Origin of the sequence: Gallibacterium trehalosifermentans (assembly GCF_042433055.1) — a bacterium.
Lineage (GTDB): Bacteria > Pseudomonadota > Gammaproteobacteria > Enterobacterales > Pasteurellaceae > Gallibacterium > Gallibacterium trehalosifermentans.
In genome coordinates, this window is the sequence record NZ_JBHLWB010000001.1 from 555,955 (window position 1) to 580,548 (window position 24,594).

At 38.1% G+C, this 24,594-nt stretch carries 23 protein-coding genes, 1 tRNA gene and 1 other RNA gene; 8 read left to right on the forward strand and 17 right to left on the reverse strand.

The features are described 5' to 3' along the window. Positions 1 to 17 precede the first annotated feature (17 nt). Entirely contained in the window at positions 18 to 2,666 is a 2,649-nt protein-coding gene (locus ACFFHK_RS02365; RefSeq protein WP_382368726.1) for a PqiB family protein, read from the forward strand. Positions 2,667 to 2,702: 36 nt separating this feature from the next. Here ACFFHK_RS02365 and ffs read toward each other — a convergent pair. From ffs to ACFFHK_RS02420, 11 genes are all read right to left on the reverse strand, one after another. Further along, positions 2,703 to 2,800, reverse strand: an RNA gene (ffs, locus tag ACFFHK_RS02370) — signal recognition particle sRNA small type. 101 nt (positions 2,801 to 2,901) lie between these two features. Continuing rightward, positions 2,902 to 4,824, reverse strand: a complete 1,923-nt coding sequence (locus tag ACFFHK_RS02375) for an ABC transporter ATP-binding protein (protein WP_382368729.1) — start codon at positions 4,822 to 4,824, stop codon at positions 2,902 to 2,904. A 149-nt stretch (positions 4,825 to 4,973) separates the two neighbouring features. After that, positions 4,974 to 5,891 carry a siderophore ABC transporter substrate-binding protein gene (locus ACFFHK_RS02380; RefSeq protein WP_382368732.1) on the reverse strand — a complete coding sequence of 306 codons (918 nt, stop codon included), beginning with the start codon at positions 5,889 to 5,891 and terminating at the stop codon, positions 4,974 to 4,976. A 35-nt stretch (positions 5,892 to 5,926) separates the two neighbouring features. Beyond that, positions 5,927 to 6,688, reverse strand: coding sequence for an iron ABC transporter ATP-binding protein (locus ACFFHK_RS02385; protein WP_382368735.1), 762 nt, complete (start codon positions 6,686 to 6,688; stop codon positions 5,927 to 5,929). Beyond that, the gene (locus tag ACFFHK_RS02390; protein ID WP_382368738.1) at positions 6,679 to 7,644 is read right to left on the reverse strand and encodes an iron chelate uptake ABC transporter family permease subunit; all 966 of its coding nucleotides are present in this window, start codon (positions 7,642 to 7,644) and stop codon (positions 6,679 to 6,681) included. Before ACFFHK_RS02390 ends, ACFFHK_RS02385 begins: the two co-directional genes overlap by 10 nt. After that, a complete protein-coding gene (locus tag ACFFHK_RS02395; protein WP_382368741.1) occupies positions 7,637 to 8,590 on the reverse strand; it encodes an ABC transporter permease in 954 nt (317 codons plus the stop codon). The genes ACFFHK_RS02390 and ACFFHK_RS02395 overlap by 8 nt, the downstream gene beginning before the upstream one ends. A 246-nt stretch (positions 8,591 to 8,836) precedes the next feature. Beyond that, entirely contained in the window at positions 8,837 to 9,595 is a 759-nt protein-coding gene (modA, locus tag ACFFHK_RS02400; RefSeq protein ID WP_382368744.1) for a molybdate ABC transporter substrate-binding protein, read from the reverse strand. A 26-nt stretch (positions 9,596 to 9,621) separates the two neighbouring features. Then, positions 9,622 to 10,689: a molybdenum ABC transporter ATP-binding protein gene (modC, locus tag ACFFHK_RS02405; RefSeq protein WP_382368747.1), complete on the reverse strand. Its 1,068-nt coding sequence runs from the start codon at positions 10,687 to 10,689 to the stop codon at positions 9,622 to 9,624. After that, entirely contained in the window at positions 10,682 to 11,401 is a 720-nt protein-coding gene (gene modB, locus ACFFHK_RS02410) for a molybdate ABC transporter permease subunit (protein WP_382368750.1), read from the reverse strand. The genes modC and modB overlap by 8 nt, the downstream gene beginning before the upstream one ends. A 25-nt stretch (positions 11,402 to 11,426) precedes the next feature. Then, positions 11,427 to 12,197 carry an ABC transporter permease gene (locus ACFFHK_RS02415; RefSeq protein ID WP_382368753.1) on the reverse strand — a complete coding sequence of 257 codons (771 nt, stop codon included), beginning with the start codon at positions 12,195 to 12,197 and terminating at the stop codon, positions 11,427 to 11,429. Position 12,198: 1 nt separating this feature from the next. Then, the gene (locus ACFFHK_RS02420) at positions 12,199 to 13,140 is read right to left on the reverse strand and encodes an ABC transporter ATP-binding protein (RefSeq protein ID WP_382368949.1); all 942 of its coding nucleotides are present in this window, start codon (positions 13,138 to 13,140) and stop codon (positions 12,199 to 12,201) included. Between the two features lie 124 nt (positions 13,141 to 13,264). Between ACFFHK_RS02420 and can the strand changes: the two genes are divergently transcribed. Then, entirely contained in the window at positions 13,265 to 13,963 is a 699-nt protein-coding gene (gene can, locus ACFFHK_RS02425) for a carbonate dehydratase (protein ID WP_382368756.1), read from the forward strand. Here can and ACFFHK_RS02430 read toward each other — a convergent pair. The 3 genes from ACFFHK_RS02430 to dinB all read right to left on the reverse strand — a co-directional run bounded on the left by ACFFHK_RS02430 (position 13,960) and on the right by dinB (position 16,597). Beyond that, positions 13,960 to 14,496: an elongation factor P hydroxylase gene (locus ACFFHK_RS02430; RefSeq protein ID WP_382368759.1), complete on the reverse strand. Its 537-nt coding sequence runs from the start codon at positions 14,494 to 14,496 to the stop codon at positions 13,960 to 13,962. The two genes, can and ACFFHK_RS02430, sit on opposite strands and share 4 nt — an antisense overlap. Before the next feature lie 72 nt (positions 14,497 to 14,568). Next, a complete protein-coding gene (gene htpX, locus ACFFHK_RS02435; protein ID WP_382368762.1) occupies positions 14,569 to 15,432 on the reverse strand; it encodes a protease HtpX in 864 nt (287 codons plus the stop codon). Positions 15,433 to 15,532: 100 nt separating this feature from the next. After that, a complete protein-coding gene (gene dinB / locus ACFFHK_RS02440) occupies positions 15,533 to 16,597 on the reverse strand; it encodes a DNA polymerase IV (protein WP_382368765.1) in 1,065 nt (354 codons plus the stop codon). 242 nt (positions 16,598 to 16,839) lie between these two features. Between dinB and ACFFHK_RS02445 the strand changes: the two genes are divergently transcribed. Continuing rightward, positions 16,840 to 16,929, forward strand: a tRNA-Ser gene (locus ACFFHK_RS02445). 178 nt (positions 16,930 to 17,107) lie between these two features. Here ACFFHK_RS02445 and gyrB read toward each other — a convergent pair. After that, complete coding sequence (gene gyrB, locus ACFFHK_RS02450) at positions 17,108 to 19,528, reverse strand: DNA topoisomerase (ATP-hydrolyzing) subunit B (RefSeq protein ID WP_382368768.1); 2,421 nt, start codon at positions 19,526 to 19,528, stop codon at positions 17,108 to 17,110. Between the two features lie 128 nt (positions 19,529 to 19,656). Beyond that, positions 19,657 to 20,154 carry an HI_0449 family lipoprotein gene (locus ACFFHK_RS02455; RefSeq protein WP_382368771.1) on the reverse strand — a complete coding sequence of 166 codons (498 nt, stop codon included), beginning with the start codon at positions 20,152 to 20,154 and terminating at the stop codon, positions 19,657 to 19,659. 124 nt (positions 20,155 to 20,278) lie between these two features. On the opposite strand from ACFFHK_RS02455, the gene yihI reads away from it, so the two are divergent. Genes yihI through yggU form a run of 5 tightly spaced genes read left to right on the forward strand, consistent with a single transcriptional unit; the run spans position 20,279 to position 23,523 of the window. Then, positions 20,279 to 20,833, forward strand: a complete 555-nt coding sequence (yihI, locus tag ACFFHK_RS02460; protein ID WP_382368774.1) for a Der GTPase-activating protein YihI — start codon at positions 20,279 to 20,281, stop codon at positions 20,831 to 20,833. Positions 20,834 to 20,835: 2 nt separating this feature from the next. Then, on the forward strand, positions 20,836 to 21,270 hold the full coding sequence (locus tag ACFFHK_RS02465) for a DUF2489 domain-containing protein (RefSeq protein WP_382368777.1): 435 nt from the start codon (positions 20,836 to 20,838) through the stop codon (positions 21,268 to 21,270). A gap of 19 nt (positions 21,271 to 21,289) precedes the next feature. After that, positions 21,290 to 22,657 carry an oxygen-independent coproporphyrinogen III oxidase gene (hemN, locus tag ACFFHK_RS02470; RefSeq protein ID WP_382368780.1) on the forward strand — a complete coding sequence of 456 codons (1,368 nt, stop codon included), beginning with the start codon at positions 21,290 to 21,292 and terminating at the stop codon, positions 22,655 to 22,657. A 15-nt stretch (positions 22,658 to 22,672) separates the two neighbouring features. Further along, positions 22,673 to 23,230 carry a YggT family protein gene (locus tag ACFFHK_RS02475; RefSeq protein WP_382368783.1) on the forward strand — a complete coding sequence of 186 codons (558 nt, stop codon included), beginning with the start codon at positions 22,673 to 22,675 and terminating at the stop codon, positions 23,228 to 23,230. Further along, positions 23,230 to 23,523: a DUF167 family protein YggU gene (gene yggU, locus ACFFHK_RS02480; protein ID WP_382368786.1), complete on the forward strand. Its 294-nt coding sequence runs from the start codon at positions 23,230 to 23,232 to the stop codon at positions 23,521 to 23,523. The genes ACFFHK_RS02475 and yggU overlap by 1 nt, the downstream gene beginning before the upstream one ends. A 20-nt stretch (positions 23,524 to 23,543) precedes the next feature. Here yggU and rsmC read toward each other — a convergent pair whose 3' ends face one another. After that, positions 23,544 to 24,548: a 16S rRNA (guanine(1207)-N(2))-methyltransferase RsmC gene (gene rsmC, locus ACFFHK_RS02485; protein WP_382368952.1), complete on the reverse strand. Its 1,005-nt coding sequence runs from the start codon at positions 24,546 to 24,548 to the stop codon at positions 23,544 to 23,546. Between the last annotated feature and the right edge of the window lie 46 nt (positions 24,549 to 24,594).

Sequence of the window (24,594 nt, forward strand, 5' to 3'; positions counted from 1 at the left end):
ATCGAAACAGGAACATTATGAAGCATATAAATAATGCCACCACTTCAACATCAGCAAAAATTTCAGCTATTAAGCGTATTTCTCCTTTTTGGTTGCTACCTTTTATTGCATTTTGTGTCGGTGTCATCTTGTTCTACCAACTACATAAAGAACAGGGGGAACAGATTACCATCTATTTTTCAGAAGGATCAGGTTTAGTCGCGGAGAAAACACCGATTAAATATCAAGGATTACAGATTGGGTTAGTGAAAAAAGTCAGTTTCACCTCTGATATGCAATCTGTACAAGTCATTGCCAATATTTATCCTGAAGCAGCTACAGTATTGCGTGAAGATACTAAATTTTGGATTGTACAACCTACTGCTACCCTAGCAGGCGTTTCTGGCTTAGATACATTAGTTTCGGGTAACTATATCACCTTATCGCCAGGAAAAGGCGAAGAAGCGGACACCTTTATAGCCGAAGATAGAGGTCCTATTGCCGAATTAAATGAAGGAGATTTATTAATCCATTTAATTGCTGATGATCTTGGTTCAGTGGAGTTAGGCTCAAGTATTTTTTTTCGTAAAGTCCCTGTGGGGAAAGTAAACAATTATAGTTTTACCAACGAGAAAAAAGTCGCTATCGATATTATCATTTACAAACAATATGCCAAATTTGTAAAACAAAACAGTCGTTTCTGGAATATTAGTGGCATTAAAGTAGATGCCAACCTAAATGGCATTTCTGTCAATATGGATAGTGTAAGAGCGATCCTGCAAGGTGCGATTGCATTTGATTCACCTGATGATAGTCCAGAAGCTAAAAATAATAGCCAGTTTTCTCTCTATTCATCAATTAAAGCGGCCAAACGTGGCTTAAATATTGATATTACCTTGCCATCAGATACATCTGGCCTAAAAGAAAATGAAACTCCCGTCTATTTTCGTGATTTACAAGTCGGCGTTCTCAGTGAAATTAATTATGATGAAGAAGACGAGACTGAACTACATAGCTACAAAACAACTCAAGCTAAACTATTAGTAGATCCAAGTTTGCAACATAATTTAAAAACAGGGACAAAAATTGTGTTACGCGATCGTCCATCACTAGCTGAAATAACCAATATTACCCAATTTTTACAGGGGAAATATTTTGAAATTGTCGAAGGAAGCGGCGATCCCTCTCTCACTTTCAATGTAACCAAACAATCAGAATTATTAGTACAACAACCAGGCGTATTAATACTGACACTGACTGCACCACAAACCTATAATATTGAAGAGGGGCAGCCAGTTACTTATAACGGTATGAAAATTGGCGAAATTGTTTCTCGTCATGTTGATATTAATCGTACCGCATTCAAGATTGCCATACTTGCTACCTATCGTCATCTCATCAATGCAGATACCCGTTTCATCGCTGCCAGTAATGTAAACTTAGAACTTAATAGTGATGGTATTCAGATGAATGTTACTTCACCTCGTAGATGGCTACAAGGTGGAATTAGTGTCTTATTGCAGTCTGATAAAAAAACTGCACCACTAGAAACCTATCCACTATATGAAAATAGCAGTAATGCTTTAGCAGGTATTACCTCCAATGATATTAATCCAACTATTGTACTCACTACAAAAGAACTCCCTGATATTAGCCAAAATTCATTAGTGCTTTATCGACGCTTTCCTGTAGGAAAAATTTTGAATATTACGCCAACTAAACAAGGCTTTGCCATTGATGTCTTTATTAATCAACAATATCGTCATCTTTTTACTAAACAAAGTCGTTTCTGGGCAGAAAGTGCGGTACAAGTCAATATGTCATTACAAGGTGTTGATATTAAAGCTGCACCAGTCGCACGATTATTAAAAGGCGCTATCAGCTTTGATAATATTGCTCAAGGTGGGTTACAAACGATTCTCTATCCAGATCAAACCTCGGCATTAGCGGCAGGACAACAAATTCAATTAATTACTAATGATGCAACTAACCTCAACACAGGATTACCACTACGTTATCTAGGCGTTACTATTGGTTCTATTCAAAACATCAAACTTGATGATAAAAAACAACAAGTTATTGCAGATGCGTTGATCATTGGTGATTATTTTAGAAAATTAAGCAAACAAGGCAGTCGCTTTACCCTTATCACTCCGCAAATTTCAGCAGATGGGGTACAAAATTTAGATGCACTCTTCAAACCTTATATTGATGTAAGTTTTGGAAATGGTACCAAGCAAACACAATTTACATTAACGCAGAATGTTGACAGCAATAAATACCGCAACGGCTTCCCACTTGTTGTAGAAACAGAAAATGCGGCATCACTTTCTGTGGGGGCACCTGTGCTATATCGTGGCGTTGAGGTTGGTGAAATTAGTAATATTCAACTCAATACTACAGCTGATCGCGTATTTGTTGATTTAAAAATCGGACAACAATATAAACATCTCGTCCGTCAAAATAGTGAATTTTGGTTAGCCTCTGGCTACTCTTTAGATGTTGGCTGGCGTGGTGTAAATTTAGAAACAGGTACAGCGCAACAACTTTTACGTGGTGGTATCGCTTTCTCTACGCCATCTGGCAAAGTTGTACAACCTATCGCAAAACCTTATCAACACTTCTTATTACAAACGAAGAAACCTGTTGAAAGTAAAACTTGGAATCAAGGTAGTGCGGCAGAATAAGTATGAAATAAATACATCACTGACAAAATGGCGGAGTCCTTTCCAGCTGAATCTCGGCACACAAAGTTCTAACTTGGGCTGCTTTCTTCCGAACCTGACCCGCTGAGCAAGAGTTTGTTGCGAGGAACCGAAAAGGACTCCATAGATGACTGTCGAAAAGACGGCTCGCATTATCTGATAAATAGATAGGAAATGCAAGCTCGCTAAGTATCATTACTTTTTCTTTTGCTAATTATTAACCATTCGCAATCTCTTCTAATTCCGCCCAACGCGTCAACGCATCATCTAATGCCTGCTCTTGTTCGGCTAATTGCTGTAATTTTGCACTGGTTATTTCATTTGCTTGAGTGAAAAAATCTGGGTGGTTAATTTCTGCTTGTAACTGCTGAATTTGTTGCTCTAAATTTTCTAACAAAGTCGGCATCTGAGCTAATTCCTGTTGCTCTTTATAAGACAACTTCACTTTACGTACTTTATTAGTACGAAACTCTTGCTTCTTATCCTGTTTCTCATCACTCTCTTTTTTATTTAGCGGTAATTCTGCTTGTTTTTGTGCTAACACATTAGCTTGCTGCTGTTTGGCATCATGATAACCACCAACATATTTATTCAAGACACCACCACCTTCAAAAATAAAACACTCTGTCGCCGTATTATCAATAAATTGGCGATCGTGGCTAACGATTATCACTGTACCTGCATATTCCGTTAACAGTTCTTCTAATAATTCGAGTGTTTCTACATCAAGATCGTTTGTTGGTTCATCTAAAATCAATAAATTATTCGGTTTTAACAATAATTTTGCTAATAACAAACGATTTTTTTCACCACCAGACAGCGCCTTAACTGGCGTCATTGCTCGCTTTGGTGGAAATAGGAAGTCTTGCAAATAGCCTAAAACATGGCGTTTTATCCCATTGACTTCCACATCTTGTTTACCATCTGCGACATTATCCATTACTGTTTTTTCTGGATCGAGCAATGAACGATATTGATCAAAATAAGCGACTTCTAATTTCGTCCCCGTATGTACTCGTCCTGAAGTTGGTTGCAATTCCCCTAATAGCAATTTAATAAACGTTGTTTTTCCGCAACCGTTTGGACCAATTAAAGCAATTTTATCGCCCCGTAAAATTGTCGTGGAAAAATCCTTTAATAAAACTTTATCACCAATTTGGTAGCTAAGATTTTCCATTTCAAAGACAATCTTTCCTGAACGCACCGCATTATCGACTTGGATATTCGCTTTTCCCATCACATCTCGACGTTGACGGCGTTCTTCTCGCATCGCTTTCAATGCACGCACTCGTCCCTCATTACGTGTTCGTCTTGCTTCAATGCCTTTACGGATCCAAACTTCCTCTTGCGCTAACCGCTTATCAAATAATTCATTTTGTAATGCTTCAACCCGTAGATTTTCTTCCTTTTCAACTAAATATTGATCATAATTTCCTGGATAAGAAACCAATTTACCCCGATCCAAATCAATAATTCTGGTTGCCATTCGTCTAATAAATTCACGATCATGCGAAATAAAAACAATACTGCCTTTAAACTCTAGTAATAACGTTTCTAACCAATGAATTGTATCGACATCAAGGTGGTTGGTTGGCTCATCAAGTAATAACAGATCTGGCTCTCTCACTAATGCTCTCGCTAACGCGGCTTTACGCTGCCAACCTCCCGATAATTCAGATAGCGCAACATCGGGATTTAGCCCCAATTTTGCCAATATCTCTTGGATACGATTTTCAAAACGCCAACCATTTAAATGTTCTAATTGCGCCTGAATTTCAGAAAGACGAGTTAATGTTTTGTCTTGGTAATCTTTCGCTAACTGCAACGATAACTGATGATACTCTTTTAACAGTTGTGCTAAATCTTCGATTCCCTCTGCAACATACTCAAATACCGTTCCTTCAATATGACGAGGCGGATCTTGTTCTAATCTGGCAATAATACGATCTTTTTCAACAATCAGTTGTCCATCATCTAATCCTGTTTGCCCAGCGAGAATTTTTAAAAGTGTTGATTTTCCCGCCCCATTGCGCCCTACTAAACAGACTCTTTCGCCTGTTTCAATCGTCATATTGGTATGGTCAAGTAAAGGGTGATCGCTAAATGAGAGATATGCGTCAGAAAGGGTCAAGATTGCCATAATTTACCTATAATACTGTTACCACTAATTCGGCTGGCTATTGTAGCAAAAATTGATCTTTTTCCTATGAAGAAACGTTAAAAATAATAATGGCTATTCCACAAAACTGAAGAATAGCCATCAATACTCATTGTAATGACGAGAAATAATTATTTTATTACTGCTTCTAATTCATCAATCATCATTTCTGTAGCTTTTAATCCACCAAACGCCAAATACCAATTTTCGGCATCTAAATAAATAATATGTTGTTGTTGATAAGCTTTCGTTTTCTTGATCAACGCATTTTCTAATACCACTTGCGCATTATCTTTCTTCTCAGTAATCGCTGCTGTACGATCAACCACTAACAAATAGTCTGGATTTTTGTCTAAAATATATTCAAATCCAACACTCATTCCATGCGTTGAAGATTTAATATTTTTATCCACTGGTGTAAAGCCAAATTTTTGATAAACCAGTCCATAACGAGAACTATCGCCATATGCACTAATTCTATTTTCATTCACCAATACCAAGAGCGCCGTTTTCCCTTTAGTCAATGTAGATAATTGCGCAATTTTGTTTTCTAACTCTTTTATTTTTTGTGTAGCTAGTGCTTCTTGGTTAACAATTTTGCCTAAAATCTCAATATTATTTGTTAATGATGAATAGAAATCCGTAAAGTCGTTTTGATAATAGAACACGGGGGCGATTTCTTTAAAACGATCTAACATTTTTTGTTGACGCCCAGAAGCAATGATCAAATCGGGTTTCAATTCATTAATTTTTTCAAAAGCAGGTTCAGGCAACGATCCCACATTTGTGAAATTATCTGCTTTAAACGATGCTAAATAGGCTGGTAATGCAGTGGATTTCGCTATTCCAACAATTCGATCGGTTGCCCCTAATTCACGTAAAGTATCTGCCACACCAAAGTCTAATACCACAATCCGTTTTGCATCTTGCGGAATGGTTTGCTCACCCACCGCCGTTTTTACGGTCATCTCTGCGGCTTGGCTTGGTAACAGGGCTAAACTGCCTACCAACCCCAATATTCCCAAAGCTAGTTTTATTTTAAATTTCATTCACTCTACTCCTTCAAATCATCGTACATAAAACATTAACGGAAATAAGTTGCAATCCGTTGCCCATTAATCTGTTGGATCGGAATGTGCATATCATAAATAGTTGCCAATACAGGCGTTTGCATAATTTGTTCAACATCGCCCTCCGCTACAACGCGCCCTTGCTGCATCGCGACAATATAATCAGCATAGCAAGAAGCAAAATTAATATCATGGATTACAATCACCACCGTTTTACCCAATTTCTCTACCAACTGACGCAATACCTGCATAATTTGCACGGAGTGTTTCATATCTAAGTTATTCAGTGGTTCATCAAGCAAAATATAATCCGTATCCTGTGCTAACGTCATCGCAATATATGCCCGTTGCCGTTGTCCTCCACTCAGTGTATGGATTGGTTTATTACGTAATTCCGTTAAATCCATATAGTCAATAGCATGCTCAATCGCGACTTTATCGGCGGCGGTTAAACGCCCTTTGCTATAAGGAAAGCGCCCAAAGGATACCAATTCTTCGACGCTTAAACGTAAATGGATATGATTGCTCTGTTTTAAAATCGCTAACTGTTGAGCAATACTTGCGCTACTTTGTTGTGATAACGGTGTACCATTTAAAATAATCTCGCCTGCATCAGCTTGCAGCAAACGACTGATAATCGCCAATAAGGTACTTTTTCCCGCACCATTTGGACCAATAAATGCCGTGATCTTACCTTGTGGGATCGTAAGAGAAACATTATCCACCACCTGCTGTTGAGCAAATCTTTTGCAAATATTTTTTAGTTCTATTGCCATGATTTATTCGTCCTCAGTAATAAATAGATAAAATACGTACCGCCAATAAAATTCACCAAAATACTTAATGTTGTTTTAAACGTTAGGAGTTGCGCCACAATAAATTGCCCTAAAACGAGAATAATGATGGCGATTAAAATGGCAGTTGGGATCAACCAACGGTGTTGATGACGTGGCATGAATTCAAAAGTAATATTCATCACCAACAACCCTAAAAACGTTATTGGTCCGACGAGTGCCGTTGCTACTGAGATTAAAATCGTAACGATCAATAGCAGTTGTTTCGTTACACGTTGATAATTCACGCCTAAATTAATCGCGTGATCACGCCCTAACGCCAGCACATCAAGCACCCGAAGATAACGCAGGCTTAATCCAGCCACTGCAAAAATAATGAGCACAGCGATCCATAAAAGAGAGGTATTTATCCGATTAAAACTGGCAAAGCCAATATCTTGTGCAATTTGAAACTCATTGGGATCAATCAGTACTTCCATAAACGTGGTCATACTTTGGAAAAACGTCCCAAACACAATCCCCACTAACAGCAAGAAAAACATACTCTGCTGTTCTTGCTGAAATAAAAGGCGATATAGCAATAACGCAAAGCACAACATCACCAACGTAGAAAAGAAAAACAACGCTATCGAGTCAATCGCCAACAGTGCGGCAGATCCTGACACAAAAATAATCACTGTTTGGATAAATAGGTATAACGAATCCAGCCCTAAAACAGTTGGCGTTAAAATACGATTATTCACTAACGGTTGAAAAAGCATTGTGCCTAACGCAATCGCCGTCCCAGTAGCAACAATCGCCAGCAACGATAACGCACGATGAGTTAACGCATACTCCCAACGGGTAGGCAGTTGATAAAACAGATATAACGCACTCCCCAATAGCATGATGGCTGCTAATAATGCGACTTTCCATTGACACTGAAATTGCTTACACATGGCGATACCTCTTAAATAACAAATAGAGGAAGATCGCACTGCCAAAGACGCCAACAACAGCATTAATAGCGATTTCATAAGGATAGATCACCACTCTTCCCAAAATATCGCAAGCAAGCACAAAAATTGCACCGAGTAATGCCGTATGCGACAGGGTTTTACGTAAATTATCGCCTAAATAGAGGGTAACAATATTGGGTACGATTAATCCTAGAAATGGGATCACGCCAACCGTAACAATCACAATCGCCGACACTACCGAAACAATGGCTAAACCAATATATAACGCCTGCTGGTAATTTACCCCTAAATTGGTGGCAAACGCCTCGCCCAAGCCAACAATCGAAAAGCGTTGTGCAAAGAGGTAGGCTAACAACAAGGTAGGAATACTGATATAAAGCATCTCATAACGTCCACTCATAATTAGCGAAAAGTCGCCTTGTAACCATGAGAATAAATTTTGTAATAAATCTTGTTGATAAGCGATAAATGCAGTGATTGAACTGATAATATTGCCAAACATAATCCCGACTAACGGGACAAAAATGGTGTCGGTAAATTTTATTTTTGCCAACAATGTCATAAACAGCAATGATCCCGCAAACGCTGCAACAATAGCAACTGCCGATTTTAACAACATTGAGGCTTCAGGAAACAGCAAAATTGCGATTAATACCCCTAATCTCGCACAATCCATTGTGCCTGCTGTTGTAGGTGATACAAAACGGTTACGGCTTAATTGCTGCATCACCAAACCACAAATACTTAAACTTGCCCCTGCAATTAAAATACTTATCAACCGAGGAATACGGCTAATCATTAATACTTGCCATTGTTCAGTGTCAAAAGTAAGTAACCCCGTTACCGTTACTGAACTAACACCAATCAGTAATGAAAAGCATGATAGGATTGCTAAAAGAATTAACAAATACCGCCGTTGAATCATTTTTTATCCCAACAAACAAAATGAGAATTATTATTATTTTTTGATGGCTGCCAATAGTGCCACTATCAACAAGGAATTTCAAGTAGAAAATCGGACGTTATATCAGGAAAAACACCTGCAATAAGATGCTTATTCGATTTATGAATATTGTGTTTTTCTGGGTTGCCAGCAAAATACAAGAAAGGAAAAAAGCCCACACCTAAAATCAGTTATGGGCTCATCAAGAACAATACAATAACTTAGCTATTATTCCGCTACACTAAAACCATATTGTGCAAAAACGTTTTTCGCTTCATCTGATTGTAAATAAGCAAAAAAGGCTGTTGCTGCTTTGCTATCGTGATCTTTTAATAATGCGGTTGGATATTCAATTTTTGGATAACTATCTGCTGGGAAAATACCGACAACTTTTACCTTATCACTCTGTTTTGCATCTGTACCATAAACAACACCTAATGGTGCTTCATCACGCTCAACTAAAGCTAATGCGGCACGTACATCTTTACCGCGTGCTAATTTAGACTCGATTTTCTCCCAGAAACCTAATTTCGTTGTTGCTGCTTTCATATATTGCCCTGCTGGTACATGATCTGGATCGCCAACCGAAAGGAAATTATCCTCTAATTGTTTAATCCATTCTCCTGCGGCAATATCAATCTTATCGGTTTGACTCTCCTTATTGGCAATCATCACTAAATCATTACCAACTAAGATTTTTTCTGTCCCTGCAACCGTCAACCCTTTCTCTTTCAAATAATCTAGCCATTTCGTATTAGCTGAAATAAAAATATTCGCTGGTGCGCCTTCGGCAATTTGTTTCGCTAACGTTGAAGAAGAAGCAAAAGAAAAGACAATTTCATCTTGTGGCGCGTGTTGTTTATAGTCTGTTGCCACTTGTTGTAACGCATTGGTCATTGATGCAGCTGCAAAAACGGTAACTTGTTCTGCATAGGTAAACGTTGTTGTTAACCCAATCACTGAGGTAATAAATAATTTTTTAAACATAATTTTCTCCAATGAAACGCATCAATCTAACCTGCTATTGCTGCTAAATTTAACAGATGCAAATACACTGATTGATTAACCGTAAGTTGTAACTGCTGATAAACCATTGGATTAATCAACGCCGTAACAACAAGGAGATCATCTATTTTTACTGTAACAGCGACCTGTTTCTGCTGTTCACAAATATCCACGATAATCCCTTGATATTGATTCGTTATACTACTCTGAGGTATAGGTTGCAATGAAAGAAAGAGATCTTGTTGATTAATAGCAATTTTAACCGCTTCACCAAGCGCATAATCTCGCGCTAAATTTACCTGAAAGTGCTGCGACCCAATTTGAACTATCCCTTGTGAGGTATTAGCAACTTTTGCGACTAATTTGCCTTGATAAATCCACTGTTTTGCCTGATTTTGTTGCCATTCCGCCAATAATCCGCTATTCCAAATTGTTTGTAAATCGGCAAACTCGACTAATTTTCCCTTTTCTAACAAAGCAACCCGATCTGCTAATATTTTTAGCTCATCTAAGCTATGTGTAACATACAGAATCGGGATCTCAATTTCTTTCACCAAGCGTAATAAATAGCGCATTAACTCCTGTTTTCTAGGCATATCTAATGCGGATAATGGCTCGTCCATTAACAATAATTGCGGGTTAGATAATAACGCTCTCCCTATTGCAACACGTTGTTTTTCTCCGCCAGATAATGTGAGTGGATAACGATCTAATAACGGGGCTAACCCTAATAATTCAACAATCGCCAAAAATTTACTGTGCAATATTTTCGGCATGCCATATTGCAAATTCCCTTTTACTCGATAATGCGGAAATAGTCTCGCTTCTTGAAAGACATAACCAATTTGACGTTTTTCCACAGGTAAATTAATCTGCTGCGCGGTATCGACAAGTAGCCGATCTTGTAGTATGACTCGCCCTTGATCTGGTGTCGTTAAACCACTCACCATATTTAATAATGAAGATTTTCCTGCGCCAGAACGCCCAAAAATCATCGTAATGCCTTGCTTGGGGATTTGTAGATCCAGTTCTACGGTAAGTGAGGAAAACTTTTTCTTAACGTATAAATTAAGCATGGCGTTGTCCTAATTTTTGATACATATAACGGGACAGCCATTCTGATAATAGTAAAGACAACAATGAAAGCATCATCGAAAGCAAGCAGAGTTTAAACGCTTGCTCTTCTGCCCCAGGTGTTTGAATAAAAGAATACATCGCCAGCGGAATCGTTTGGGTTTGACCAACAATATTAGAAACAAAGGTAATCGTCGCGCCAAACTCACCTAATGAACGAGCAAATCCTAGCACCATTCCAGCCAATATCCCAGGTAAGGCTAATGGCAACGTAATCGTAAAAAATACCCGATAAGGCGATGCCCCTAATGTTCTAGCTGTGGCTTCAAGATTGACATCAATACTTTCTAACGAAAGCCGAATAGAACGCACAACAAGCGGAAAGGCAACGACAGCAGAAGCTAAAATTGCCCCTCGCCAACTAAACGCAAAGGAGAAACCGAACCAGTCATATAAATACTCTCCAATCACCCCTTTTCGCCCCATAATCAGCAAAAGCAGATAGCCAATAACGACTGGTGGTAATACCAAAGGCAAATAAATCACACTATTTAATAGTGTTTTACCAAAAAACTGTTTTCTGGCTAATAACCAAGCAACGAAAATCGCTAAGGGTAAACTCCATAAAACCGCATTTAATGCCACTTGCAAACTCAGCCATAATGCACTCAGCTCTTGTGGCGTAAATGATAAATAGCGTTGCCAATCTGTCATGGATATTTACTCCTCAATTAGAGAATTAATTTCTTAATCCAATACCACGTTTTATTAGTTGATAGACAAAGCAATATAACATAGCAATAAATATTGCTAATACCACAAAAGTATAATGTAAAGGCACATCACTGATCCCTAAGAAGCCATAACGGAAACCATTAATCATATAAACGATTGGATTCAATTTTGATACCCACTGCCAAAACGCAGGTAATAACGAAATTGAATAAAAAACACCGCCCAAATAGGTTAATGGTGTTAACACGAACGTTGGAATAATCGAGGTATCATCAAAAGATCGTGCAAATACCGCGTTAATCAAGCCACCTAATGAAAAAGTTGCAGTGGTCATTAATAAAATGCCTAAAATAACGAGCCATGAATAGACATCAAAACGCACAAAAAATAGTGATACCAATGTTACTAAAAAGCCAACAAAGATCCCGCGCGCCATGCCCCCTGAAATATAGCCTAAAATGATGATATGCGGCGAAGTAGGCGACACTAATAATTCCTCTACATTACGAGCAAATTTTGTACTATAAAAAGAGGACGCCACATTCGCAAAGGAATTTGTGATCGCTGACATCATAATCAACCCTGGTACAATAAACTCCATATAGCTCACGCCGTGCATTGCACCAATACGACTGCCGATTAACTGCCCGAAAATAATGAAATACAACATCATAGTAATCACTGGCGGCACTAAAGTTTGCACCCAAATACGCATAAAACGTTGGATCTCTTTACGCAAAATGGTTTTATAAGCAACCCATGCTAATGATGACATCTTACTTTTCCCCCTGTTTTGCGTTATCCGCATCTGATTTATTTAATGCCATACTGACAAACAACTCTTCTAAGCGATTCGCTTTATTTCGCATACTTAATACCGTAATGCCTTGCTTTGTTAATTCAGCAAACAACGGATTTAACCCTTGTTCACGATAGACCTCAACCTCTAACGTCATCGCATCAACCAATTTAAAGCGATAATCTTGTAATTTAATCTCTGAGCCATTTTGTGCTAAATCAAGAATAAAGGTTTCTGTTTCTAATTTTGATAACAGATCTTTCATTGAGGTATTCACCACTAAACGCCCTTGCTGGATAATACCAATGTTACGGCAAAGCATTTCCGCTTCTTCTAGATAATGGGTCGTTAAAATAATCGTTGTACCTTGCTGGTTCAACTCTTGCAAAAATTGCCACATCGTGCGGCGCAACTCAATATCCACGCCTGCGGTTGGCTCATCTAAAATCAATAGACGAGGATTATGCATTAACGCACGAGCAATCATTAAACGGCGTTTCATTCCGCCCGATAAACGCATCGATTTTTGCTGACGTTTATCCCAAAGATCCAATTTTTTTAACCAATATTCTGCTCGCTGCAAGGCTTCCTGACGTGGCACGCCATAATATCCCGCCTGATTAGTCAAAATATCAATCACTTTTTCAAAGTTATTAAAATTAAATTCTTGTGGTACAACGCCCAACTGTTTTTTCAATTCTGTGAGTTGCGTATCTAAGTCATAGCCAAAAACTTTTACTTCACCACTGGTTTTATTGACTAATGAACTGATAATTCCTATCGTTGTTGATTTACCCGCACCATTATGTCCAAGTAAAGCGTAGAAGTCGCCCTCTTTAACGTGCAAATCAATCCCATGTAAGGCTTTAAAGCCATTACTATACGATTTTGTTAATTGATTTATCTCTAATGCAAACATCATTATCCTTACATTTTATTTTTTTCATCAATTTAATTAAAAGGTCATAGGCAGGAGGGTTTTTATCGGTATAATGCAAAACGCGCAACAATATAGCATATCTCTTCAAGATTGAGGTGTACAAATGAAGAAAATCGAACAATTATTTGCCAACAACTTTAAATGGGCTACGGAGATGAAAGAGCAACACGCCGATTATTTCGCTGAGCTCGCCGAACATCAAAAACCAACCTATTTATGGATTGGTTGTGCCGATAGCCGTGTTCCTGCTGAAAAACTCACCAATTTAGGACCAGGTGAACTGTTCGTACATCGCAATGTTGCTAATCAAGTGATTCATACCGATTTAAACTGCCTCTCTGTCGTCCAATATGCAGTCGATGTACTCGACATTGAACATATTATTATTTGTGGTCATACCAACTGTGGTGGGATTCACGCGGCGATGACCAATGAAGATTTAGGTTTAATTAATAACTGGCTATTACATATTCGTGATATTTGGTTTAAACATAGCCATCTATTAGGCAATCTCCCGCCAGAAAAACGTGCTGATGCCTTAACTCGCATTAATGTTGCCGAACAAGTTTACAATTTAGGTTTATCCTCTATTGTGCGTTCTGCATGGCATCGAGGTAAAAAACTTTCCTTGCACGGTTGGGTTTATGATGTCAGCGATGGTTTCTTGATTGATCAAGGGGTGATTGCCACCAGCCGAGAAACGCTCGAAATTACCTATCGCCAAGCGATTGCTAAATTATTACTGGAGTACAGTGAACTAGAGACTATGCCTACGGTTCAACCTGAGTTTCCGCAAGATTAAATCTTCGTTAAATCAAACTCCGTTAAATCAATCTCTTTTGGTCGCTGATAAAACTCTGCTAATGCTAAGCGCAGTTTTTCCGCTCTTTTCGGCAATCCTTTCGCCACATATTCACATACTTGTTGATAAACTTTTTGTTTAAATGGCGCGGTATCACCTGGATTGCCATTTAGATTATCGGCACTCGCAACATAACGAAATCCTGCTGCATTCGCCAAAATCCATTCTAATGCTTGTGGTTTTACTTCTACTTTTTCAAATTCCCGTTGCTGCGCTTCACTGCGCCCATCTGGTTCATACCAATAACCGAAATCTTCTAATTCTCGACGCGCTTTCCCTGCAACTAGCCAATGGGCAATTTCATGCAAACCACTGCTATAAAAACCGCGTGCAAAATAAATGGCATGATAAGGACGTTCTACCGTTGCGGGCAAATAGATTGGCTCATCTCCCCCCTTTTCTAATTTTGTATTATATTCCTCATAAAAACAGCGATTAAAAATCACCATTAAATCATCTATTTTGTGTTCCATTCCCTTACTCCAAAAAATAAGTAATGCCTTAATTGCAATAATTAAGGCATTAAAACATTATCATCTCATTCACTATTTTAAGTTTTGTAACGCTTCAATACGTTTTTCTAGTGGTGGGTGGCTCATAAATAAACTTGCCAAACCACTTCTTTTGCCATTAATTGCAAAGGCGGCTAATTGCCCAGTTAATTCTTCAGGTTCGTGAATGGCTTGTAAACGACGTAACGCAGCAATCATTTTCTCTTTTCCAACTAAATGCGCTGAACCCGCATCGGCGTGGAATTCACGATAACGTGAGAACCACATAGCAATCATACTTGCTAAAACACCAAATACAATTTCTAGTACCATCGAGACAAGGAAATAGATTCCTGAATTTGAACTGTTCTCTTCATCATTACTACGATTTTGTGCTGCCACACTTGCAATAAGACGTGATAAGAAAATCACAAAAGTATTTAACACCCCCTGTAACAAGGTCATGGTTACCATATCCCCATTAGCAATATGACTCACTTCATGAGCTAACACCGCCTCCGCTTCATCACGACTCATACTGTTTAATAGCCCTGTACTAACGGCGACCAAAGAGTCATTTTTACTCGCGCCTGTTGCAAAGGCATTCACATCTGCTGAATGATAAATCGCCACTTCTGGCATTGGTAAACCTAACTTTTCTGTTTGTTGTTTAACCGTATTCACTAACCAACGTTCCATTTCATTGCGTGGCGTAGTAATGACTTCAGCCCCCACAGAACGTTTCGCCATGGTTTTAGATAAAAACAAAGAAATGAGTGATCCACTAAAACCAAAGAGTAAAGCAAAAATCAGTAATCCTGCAGTATCTTGCGAACGGATCCCTATTAACGTCAAAATAATATTAAACACAAATAGCACAGCCATATTTGTGATTAAAAATAGAATAATCCTCATCATTTTATCATTTCCTCCCTTAATAATGATGCTCAGCAAAAACGTTCCTTTATATTGTATTTATTCAATCAATTTCAAGGCATTACTGTAGATTAATTTTTTATTATTCCCATAATGACATTTGTTGCTGCTGCTGACTTTCGGGCAAATAGATATGTAAACCTATCAAGCGTACTTTACGCCCTCGACTTCGCTGCCAAGCAATCTCTAATAATTGCCAAAACTGTTCTAAATTACACAATAATCCTGTTTTTTCTACTGTTGTTGTTTGAAAGTCAACAAATTTTAACTTAATCCCTAATTTAAACGTTTGATCAGTAAAATTTAAACAATACTTTTGTAAACGCTGCTGCAGCTGTCGATAAAGCTTGTCCATTATCACCTGACTTTGTTCTGGTACAGCTAAATCAGTTAATAATGTTTCTTCTACTCCCACTGATTTACGCTCTCGGTGTGGTTGAATTTGTCGTTCATCAATCGCATGACTAAATTGCCAAATACGTTCACCCATTTTGCCTAATTGATCATGTAAGATATGACGAGGAAAACGCTGTACATCGCCACAGGTTGCCAATCCCATAGCAGCTAATTTACTGGTTGCAACTTTTCCTACCCCAGGAATTTTACATAATGGTAAGCGATAAACAAATTCAGCAACTTTTTCTGGTGGGATCACAAATTGTCCATTAGGTTTATTTTGTTCTGAAGCAATTTTGGCTAAAAATTTTAATGGTGCTACCCCCGCTGAAGCGGTTAAACGTAACTCTTGCCAAATATCGCGCCGAATAGCCTCCGCGATCCAAGTAGCTGAACCAGAACACTGGCGAGAGTCTGTTACATCTAAATAAGCTTCATCTAAAGATAAGGGTTCAATAATTTGAGTATAACGTTGGAAAATCTGCTGAATCTGTTGTGAGACTTGTTTATAAAATGCCATGTTGACTGGTAATAAAACTAAATGAGGACAACGTTTTAATGCTTGTGCTGAAGACATCGCACTATGTAAACCATAGCGACGAGCAACATAGTTACAAGTCGCCAAGACACCACGCTGTTGCGGCGCCCCACCAACAGCAACGGGTTTATCAGCTAAATTGGGATTTTCTCTTATTTCAATCGCGGCATAGAAACAATCCATATCCATATGGATAATTTTTCGTTGACTCATGCTGTCTCAATAATACAAATTTACAGAGATAATTAGTCTAACAAAATACTGTATATAAATACAGTAAAAACACTAAAATAAGAGAGCGCCGCCAATATTTTTTCTATTTTTTACCTGCCAGATCATTTAACCAACAATTTTTGCCTAATATTGAAGCATTCATAAAAAAATGTATTTTCCTTGCTTGACTTCCCCTGCTGAAATCCGTATGATTAGCCCCGCTTAGTTAAGCCAACAACTGCGGAGGAATGGTCGAGTGGTTGAAGGCACCGGTCTTGAAAACCGGCGAGGATTTACGTCCTCCAAGAGTTCGAATCTCTTTTCCTCCGCCATCAAATTCTAAGAAACCGTAAGTTTACTACACTTACGGTTTTTTGCTTTTATGGAATAAATCAATTCAATTTATCATCAAACAATACAGGCTAGATGCCTATTTAGTACAAAGCGCTAATAGAATAATAAAAAACCGCACAATAAATGTGCGGCTTTTATACTTATTTTGCAATAATACTAAACATCTAAATTTGCGTATAGTGCATTGGTTTCAATAAAGTCGCGGCGTGGCTCAACCTCATCACCCATTAAGGTAGTAAAGATTTGATCTGCGGCTACTGCATCACGAATTAATACTTTTAACATACGACGCGCTTCTGGATCCATTGTCGTTTCCCACAGTTGTTCTGGGTTCATTTCACCTAACCCTTTATAACGTTGTACAGATAAACCACGACGAGATTCTTTCACCAGCCATTCAATCGCTTGGGCAAAACTGGTAACATTTAGGCGACGCTCACCACGCATTACATAAGCGCCCTCTTCCAGTAAATTACGCAACTGATGTCCTAATTTACGAATTAAGGTGTACTCACTTCCTTCAACAAATTGAAAATCAAGGGCATGATCTGTATCAATACCATGCGTACGAACCGTAATTACTGGCTCATATAAATGGCGTTCTGCATTATATTGTACTTTCGCGGCATAATGGTTGCCATGTAATTCTTGCTTCGTTAACGTTTCAACCAAACTGTCAACCCATTGTTGCACTGTCGCTTCTTGTTGCATTAACGCCTTATCTAAATCAGGGTGATAAACTAGTGCTTGTAAAATTGCTGCTGGATAACGGCGAGATACGCGTTGAATCATTTTATTCACACGATTATATTCCGCCACTAAATTTTCTAATGGTAACCCCTGCATTGCTGGCGCATCTGGGTGTGCATATAATGCAGCACCATCTAAAGCAATCGATAACTCATATTGTGTCATCGCCTCATCATCTTTGATATATTGCTCTTGTTTACCTTTTTTCACTTTATATAACGGTGGTTGAGCAATATAAACATGCCCCCGCTCAATTAACTCTGGCATTTGACGATAAAAGAATGTCAATAATAGTGTACGAATATGTGAGCCGTCCACGTCCGCATCGGTCATAATAATAATGCTGTGATAACGCAATTTATCTGGATTATATTCATCTCGCCCAATCCCACAGCCTAATGCAGTAATGAGTGTCGCAACCTCTTGTGATGACAGCATTTTGTCAAAACGTGCTTTTTCAACATTCAAAATCTTACCTTTTAATGGCAAAATCGCTTGATTCTTACGGTTGCGTCCTTGTTTTGCTGATCCTCCCGCAGAATCTCCCTCCACGATATAAAGTTCAGAAAGTGCAGGATCACGCTCTTGACAATCCGCTAATTTACCGGGCAAACCTCCTAGATCGAGCGCACCTTTACGACGCGTCATTTCTCTTGCTTTACGTGCTGCTTCTCTTGCTCTTGCGGCGTCAATAATTTTGCCAACAATAATTTTGGCATCGGCTGGGTTTTCTAATAAATACTCTTGCAAGCGTTCGCCCATTGCCGATTCCACTACGCCTTTTACTTCTGAAGAAACAAGTTTATCCTTTGTTTGTGAAGAGAATTTTGGATCTGGCACTTTCACTGAAACTATCGCTACCAAGCCCTCTCGTGCATCATCGCCAGCCATCGAAATCTTGGTTTTCTTGTTATACCCCTCTTTTTCCATATAGTTGTTTAGCGTTCTGGTCATCGCACCACGAAAACCAGCTAAGTGCGTACCGCCATCACGTTGTGGGATATTATTGGTAAAACAGTAGAGATTTTCTTGGAAGCCATCATTCCATTGCAAGGCAACTTCTACACCAATGCCATCTTTTTCAGTCATAAAATAGAATGGCTTTTGGTGAATTGGATTTTTATTGCGATTGAGATACTCAACAAAGGCTTGAATCCCACCCTCATAATGGAAATGATCGGATTTATCCGTCCGTTTATCGAATAATTTAATTGAAACGCCTGAGTTTAAGAAAGAGAGTTCTCTTAGGCGTTTCGCTAAAATTTCATATTGGAATTCAACATTACTAAAAATGCTTGGGCTAGGCCAAAAGCGAACACTTGTTCCAGTTTTATCGCTTTCACCGATAACCGCTAACGGTGCTTGTGGCTCACCTAAGCAATAGAACTGTTCATGGACGTGTCCTTCACGACGGATCGTTAATTGTAATTTATCAGATAACGCATTCACGACAGATACCCCTACCCCGTGTAAGCCACCTGATACTTTATAAGAATTATCATCAAACTTACCGCCCGCATGAAGCACTGTCATAATCACTTCAGCTGCAGATACTCCTTCTTCTTCATGAATACCAACTGGAATTCCCCGTCCATCATCTTGTACAGAAACAGAATTATCTTCATGAATGGTTACTATAATATCTTTACAATATCCTGCTAATGCTTCATCAATCGCATTATCGACCACTTCAAACACCATATGGTGCAGCCCTGTACCATCATCTGTATCACCAATATACATTCCAGGGCGTTTCCGTACTGCATCAAGCCCTTTTAATACTTTAATACTTGATGAATCGTAAGAATTTGACGTTTGATCTGACATAATTTTTATTCTCTAGTTTTTACTCAAAAAATTGGGCGAGATTATAGCAGAAAAGGGCATTAAATCCTAGAAAATACCTCAAGTTAAGGCTGACCTTTTTGCCATTAATTTTCACCATATAAATCCTTTTACGGGCGACACTGCGTTGCAAATTTTTCACTGCCTTGTACAATCCAATCGCTATTATTTGTGGGGCGCTGTGCTTGCAAATCACGTAATGCGTCATAAATGCCTTGCTGTAAACTTGGTATATCCACACCCTGCCAGCAATGCAAATATTGGAAATTAGCTTGTAAATCTGCAGCAAAAATCATACCACTATAATAATCATAGACATACGCATCGAAGCCTCTACCTTGCTCATATAATTGGTATTTCAACTCTGCAATAGGTTGCTTATATTTACCGTTAAACCAATCAATAACCCCATGCGTAAAAGAATCAACATAAAATTTATTATTTACACGCCCTTGATACGTTTGTTGCGTTGCTTCATAGGCTGGTGCATAGGAAGTTTGTACAATCTGTTCTGGCGCTAATTCAATAACAGGTTTATTGACAGTTTTACTTGTACAAGCTGTTAATCCTAAAACCAATATCAGATAACCTATTTTTCTCCTCATCATCTCTTCCTTTATTTAATTGATTTCCACGAATATACCTCAAGCAGTAGGTGCTAAATTTTACAATTCAATGGTATAATCGCAACCCAAATCATCATTTTATAATCATTTATTATTACTATTTACTATGAGTCGCCAAAAGAAAACACGCAAAATTAGTGATTTAATGCCTGTTCGAAAGCAAGATCAAAAAGCAGTTACCCCTGCAAAAAAAGGAAAAAAACCAACTCGTTATGAATTAGATAACAAAGCTTGGGAAGAAAAACGTAAGAAAAAACATAAAGGTCGCCCAGCAGGAAATCGTTATAGTCCAGCAAGCGAAAAACAGGAGAATAATCTTCAAGCCACTAAAGATCCTCGCGTTGGTAGCCGTAAAAAAATACCTCTTATTATTGAAGAAGTGAATCGTCAAACTGTTGTTGTTGAGCAGAATGTAAAAGTAACGAACAAAGTGATTTCACCAGAACAAGAGTTATTTGAATTAGAAAATAATCTTGCTCTCAATGAATTACTTGATCAATTAGATGCAGGTAAAACATTATCAAAACAAGATCAACAATTTGTTGATCAATGCCTAATAAGAATTGAAGAATTGATGCAAGAATTAGGTATTGAAGAAGATGATGAAGAGCAAGATCTCTATCAACAATTTGAAAATATCAATCTTAACCAATTTAAATAATTATGAGTTTTTCTATTTTATTATTTAGTGTTGGCAGTTTAATTGTCATTGGCATGGTTGGCTATCTCATTTGGTTACTTCTTGCCATTCAAAAACAAAAACGTACTATTCAAGCAGCTTATCAACAGCGCTTAGATCGTTTACAAGAAAGCATTATTATTATTGCAAAAGCAATGATGACAGATGAATGTAATCATTCTGAGGGAGTGTTACGTTTAAAACCACTGCTTGAGGCCTATGGAAAAATTCAACTGAATGCTTATCCAGCTATGTATCAGCTTTATCTCACAGTACGAGATATGCCAATCAAAGAAGAACGCCAAGCATTAGCCAAAAAAGAACGCCGTAAATTGGATTTAACTCGTGAAAGTAGTGAAGCAAAATTAGAACAACCAATTAAATTGGAGTTACCTCAACTCATTGAGGCTATCAAATAATTAATCGTGGGAATGAATTATGTCTGAAATACTCTGGGATCATAACCTGATTCGTAAATATAACCAATCAGGACCTCGTTATACCTCTTATCCAACTGCATTGGAGTTTAATGAAGTTTATAACAACGATGATTTTGTGATGGCAGCAGAACGCTATCCTTCTCGCCCATTATCTTTATATGTGCATATTCCTTTTTGCCATAAACTTTGTTACTTCTGTGCCTGTAATAAGGTGATTACACGTCATCAGCATAAAGCAGACATCTATTTAGATTATTTAGAAAAAGAAATTAGTACGCGTGCAGAACTCTTCAAGCAACGTACTGTAACCCAAATTCACTGGGGCGGTGGTACGCCAACCTATCTTACGGAAGAACAATCTGCTCGTTTGATGGCGATGTTACGCACGCATTTTACGATTAGTGATGATGCCGAAATTAGCATTGAAATGGATCCGCGTGAGATTGAACTCTCGATGCTTGAACATTTACACCATATTGGTTTTAATCGCATCAGTATGGGAGTACAAGATTTTAATAAAAATGTACAAAAAGCCATCAATCGTGAGCAAGATGAAGACTTTATTTTTGCCTTAATGCAACGCGCAAGAGAGTTAGGCTTTCAATCAACAAATATCGATTTAATCTATGGTTTACCACTACAAACACTTGATAGTTTTCTGTTTACCTTGCAAAAAGTGATTGAGCTAAACCCCGATCGATTAAGTGTATTTAATTATGCCCATTTACCAACACGCTTTGCAGGACAGCGTAAAGTTAAAGAAGAACAATTACCTTCACCTGAAACAAAACTTGCTATCTTGCAAAATACTATTGAATTTTTACAACAATCAGGCTACCAATTTATCGGCATGGATCATTTTGCCAAACCTGATGATGAATTAGCCCTCGCCCAAGCAAATGGCGTATTACACCGAAATTTCCAAGGCTACACCACTCAAGAAGAGTGTGATTTACTCGGTTTAGGCGTTTCGGCAATTAGTTTACTCGGTGATACCTATGCACAAAACCAAAAAGAGCTCAAAAGTTACTATGCAGATGTAGAAACTCGTGGTATCGCATTACATAAAGGCTTAGTGTTAACCAATGAAGATTGCTTGCGTCGTGATGTGATTAAAGCGTTAATTTGTAATTTCAAATTGCCATTTACTGCGATTGAACAACAATACAAAATTGATTTCAAACAGCATTTTGCTGAAGATTTAGCATTACTCGCGCCATTAGTTGAAGATGGATTATTACACATCAATGCAGATAATATTACGGTATCCGCTAAAGGACGCTTATTAATTCGTAATATCTGTATGTGCTTTGACACCTATTCACGTCAACAAGCCAAACGCCAACAATTTTCACGTATTATTTAATCTAAAGGAGAGTTAATGAATACATTACAATTTCTCGTGCAAACCATTATTGGTATTTATATTTTTATTTTAGTTGCCAAAACATGGTTACAGTATTGTCGTGTAAATGCCTATAATCCACTTTCACAAACATTGATCAAATTAACCCACCCTGTGTTAGCGCCGCTGCGCAAAGTGGTGCCAATGAAATTCAACATTGATTTTGCTGCGCTCTTGGTTGCATTTGTTTTAGGGGCTATTAAATTACCAATCCTCTATTGGCTCATGTCTGAGCGGTTATCTTTAGATCTTGTGTTCATTGCCTTATTAGGCATTTTATCAGTAGCTAAAACATGGGGCGAAATGATTTTTTGGGCAATCTTTTTACGTGCCATTATGAGCTGGTTTAGTCGTGGCAATAATCCACTTGATTATGTCCTTTATCAAATTAGTGAACCACTACTTGCCCCTATTCGTCGCATTTTGCCAAATACAGGAATGTTAGATTTTTCCGTTATGGCGCTCGCTATCCTACTGATTTTATTAAACAATATATTCTTAGATCTTTTCGGACAGCTTTGGTTAATTGCATAATGGCTGTTCAACAAACTACGCATGGGCTGTTGCTAAATATTTATCTCCAGCCCAAAGCAAGTAAAGATCAAATTGTTGGTTTACATGCTGATGAATTAAAAATCACCATCACTGCACCGCCCATTGATGGGCAAGCTAATGCGCATTTAATTAAATTTCTCAGTAAACAATTTAAAGTCGCTAAAAGCCAAATTGCATTACGTAAAGGCGAATTAACTCGACATAAACAAATTTTTATTACTGATCCCAAAGTGATTCCTAGCGAAATTCTCACGCTGCTGGAAACTGGTTAATTACTATTACTTAACTCGAATTAACTATTGTTTACCACCTGATATACTTTAAATTTCCCTGTCTTCGCTAACACCTGATGACACCCAAAATAACGATCTAACACATCTGGATAAGGTAAAAATGCATTAGCTACAATACGCAATTCACCACCTTTATATAGGTGCGCTTTTGCTTCACGAATTAATGCTTCTACCGCATCAAATGCAGTATCAATGCCTGCATGAAATGGCGGGTTAGACACAATCAAATTAAATTTTTGCGGAATGGCAGAAAATACATTACTCGCAATCACATTTCCCGCTAAATGATTTTTAGCTAATGTTTGTTGAGCTGATGCCAATGCCATCGCATGAATATCCGTCATCGTTAATTCAATCATTGGGTTTTGGTGTTTCAAATAAGCACCGATTACCCCAGCACCACACCCAACATCAAGCACACTTCCTTGAATGGGTTGCTGCAACGTACTCAATAACAACGCTGTTCCTTGGTCTAATTCTGTTGCACTAAATACACCAGGTAACGAACAAACTGTTAAATCAGCATATTTTGCTAAGGTATATTCTCGCCACCATGCTGTTAACTCAAAATGAGGTGGTTGTTGTAATGCCAAATGGTATAAACCACAACGGCGAGCAGAGTCAATTTTGGTAATATTTCCCCATTTTTCGCAGAACGTTTCTGCTGAACGAACTCCCCCTCGATTTTCGCCCACAATCAACACTGATTGATCGATTGGCACTTGCGATAAAATCTGTTGTAGTTGAAATTGGCACTCTCGTTTATTTTTTCCCCAATAAAAGACGATTAAGTCTTCTACTTGATATTCTGCTTCTAGGGCAAAAATAGACGCTAATTTTGCACGTTGTACATAATCGAAATAACTGCTCACTACCCGCACTTCACGCGCAGTTTGTTGGCATATTGCAGGAAAATCATCTTGTATATTACCGAGAAATAGTACTTTTTTATTTACAAATAAATCGAGATGACGGGCTAATACTTGGCTTTCTGGGGTGAGTATCACGGGATATTTCCTCTATATTTTCTTGATTAAAATAAAAAATGAG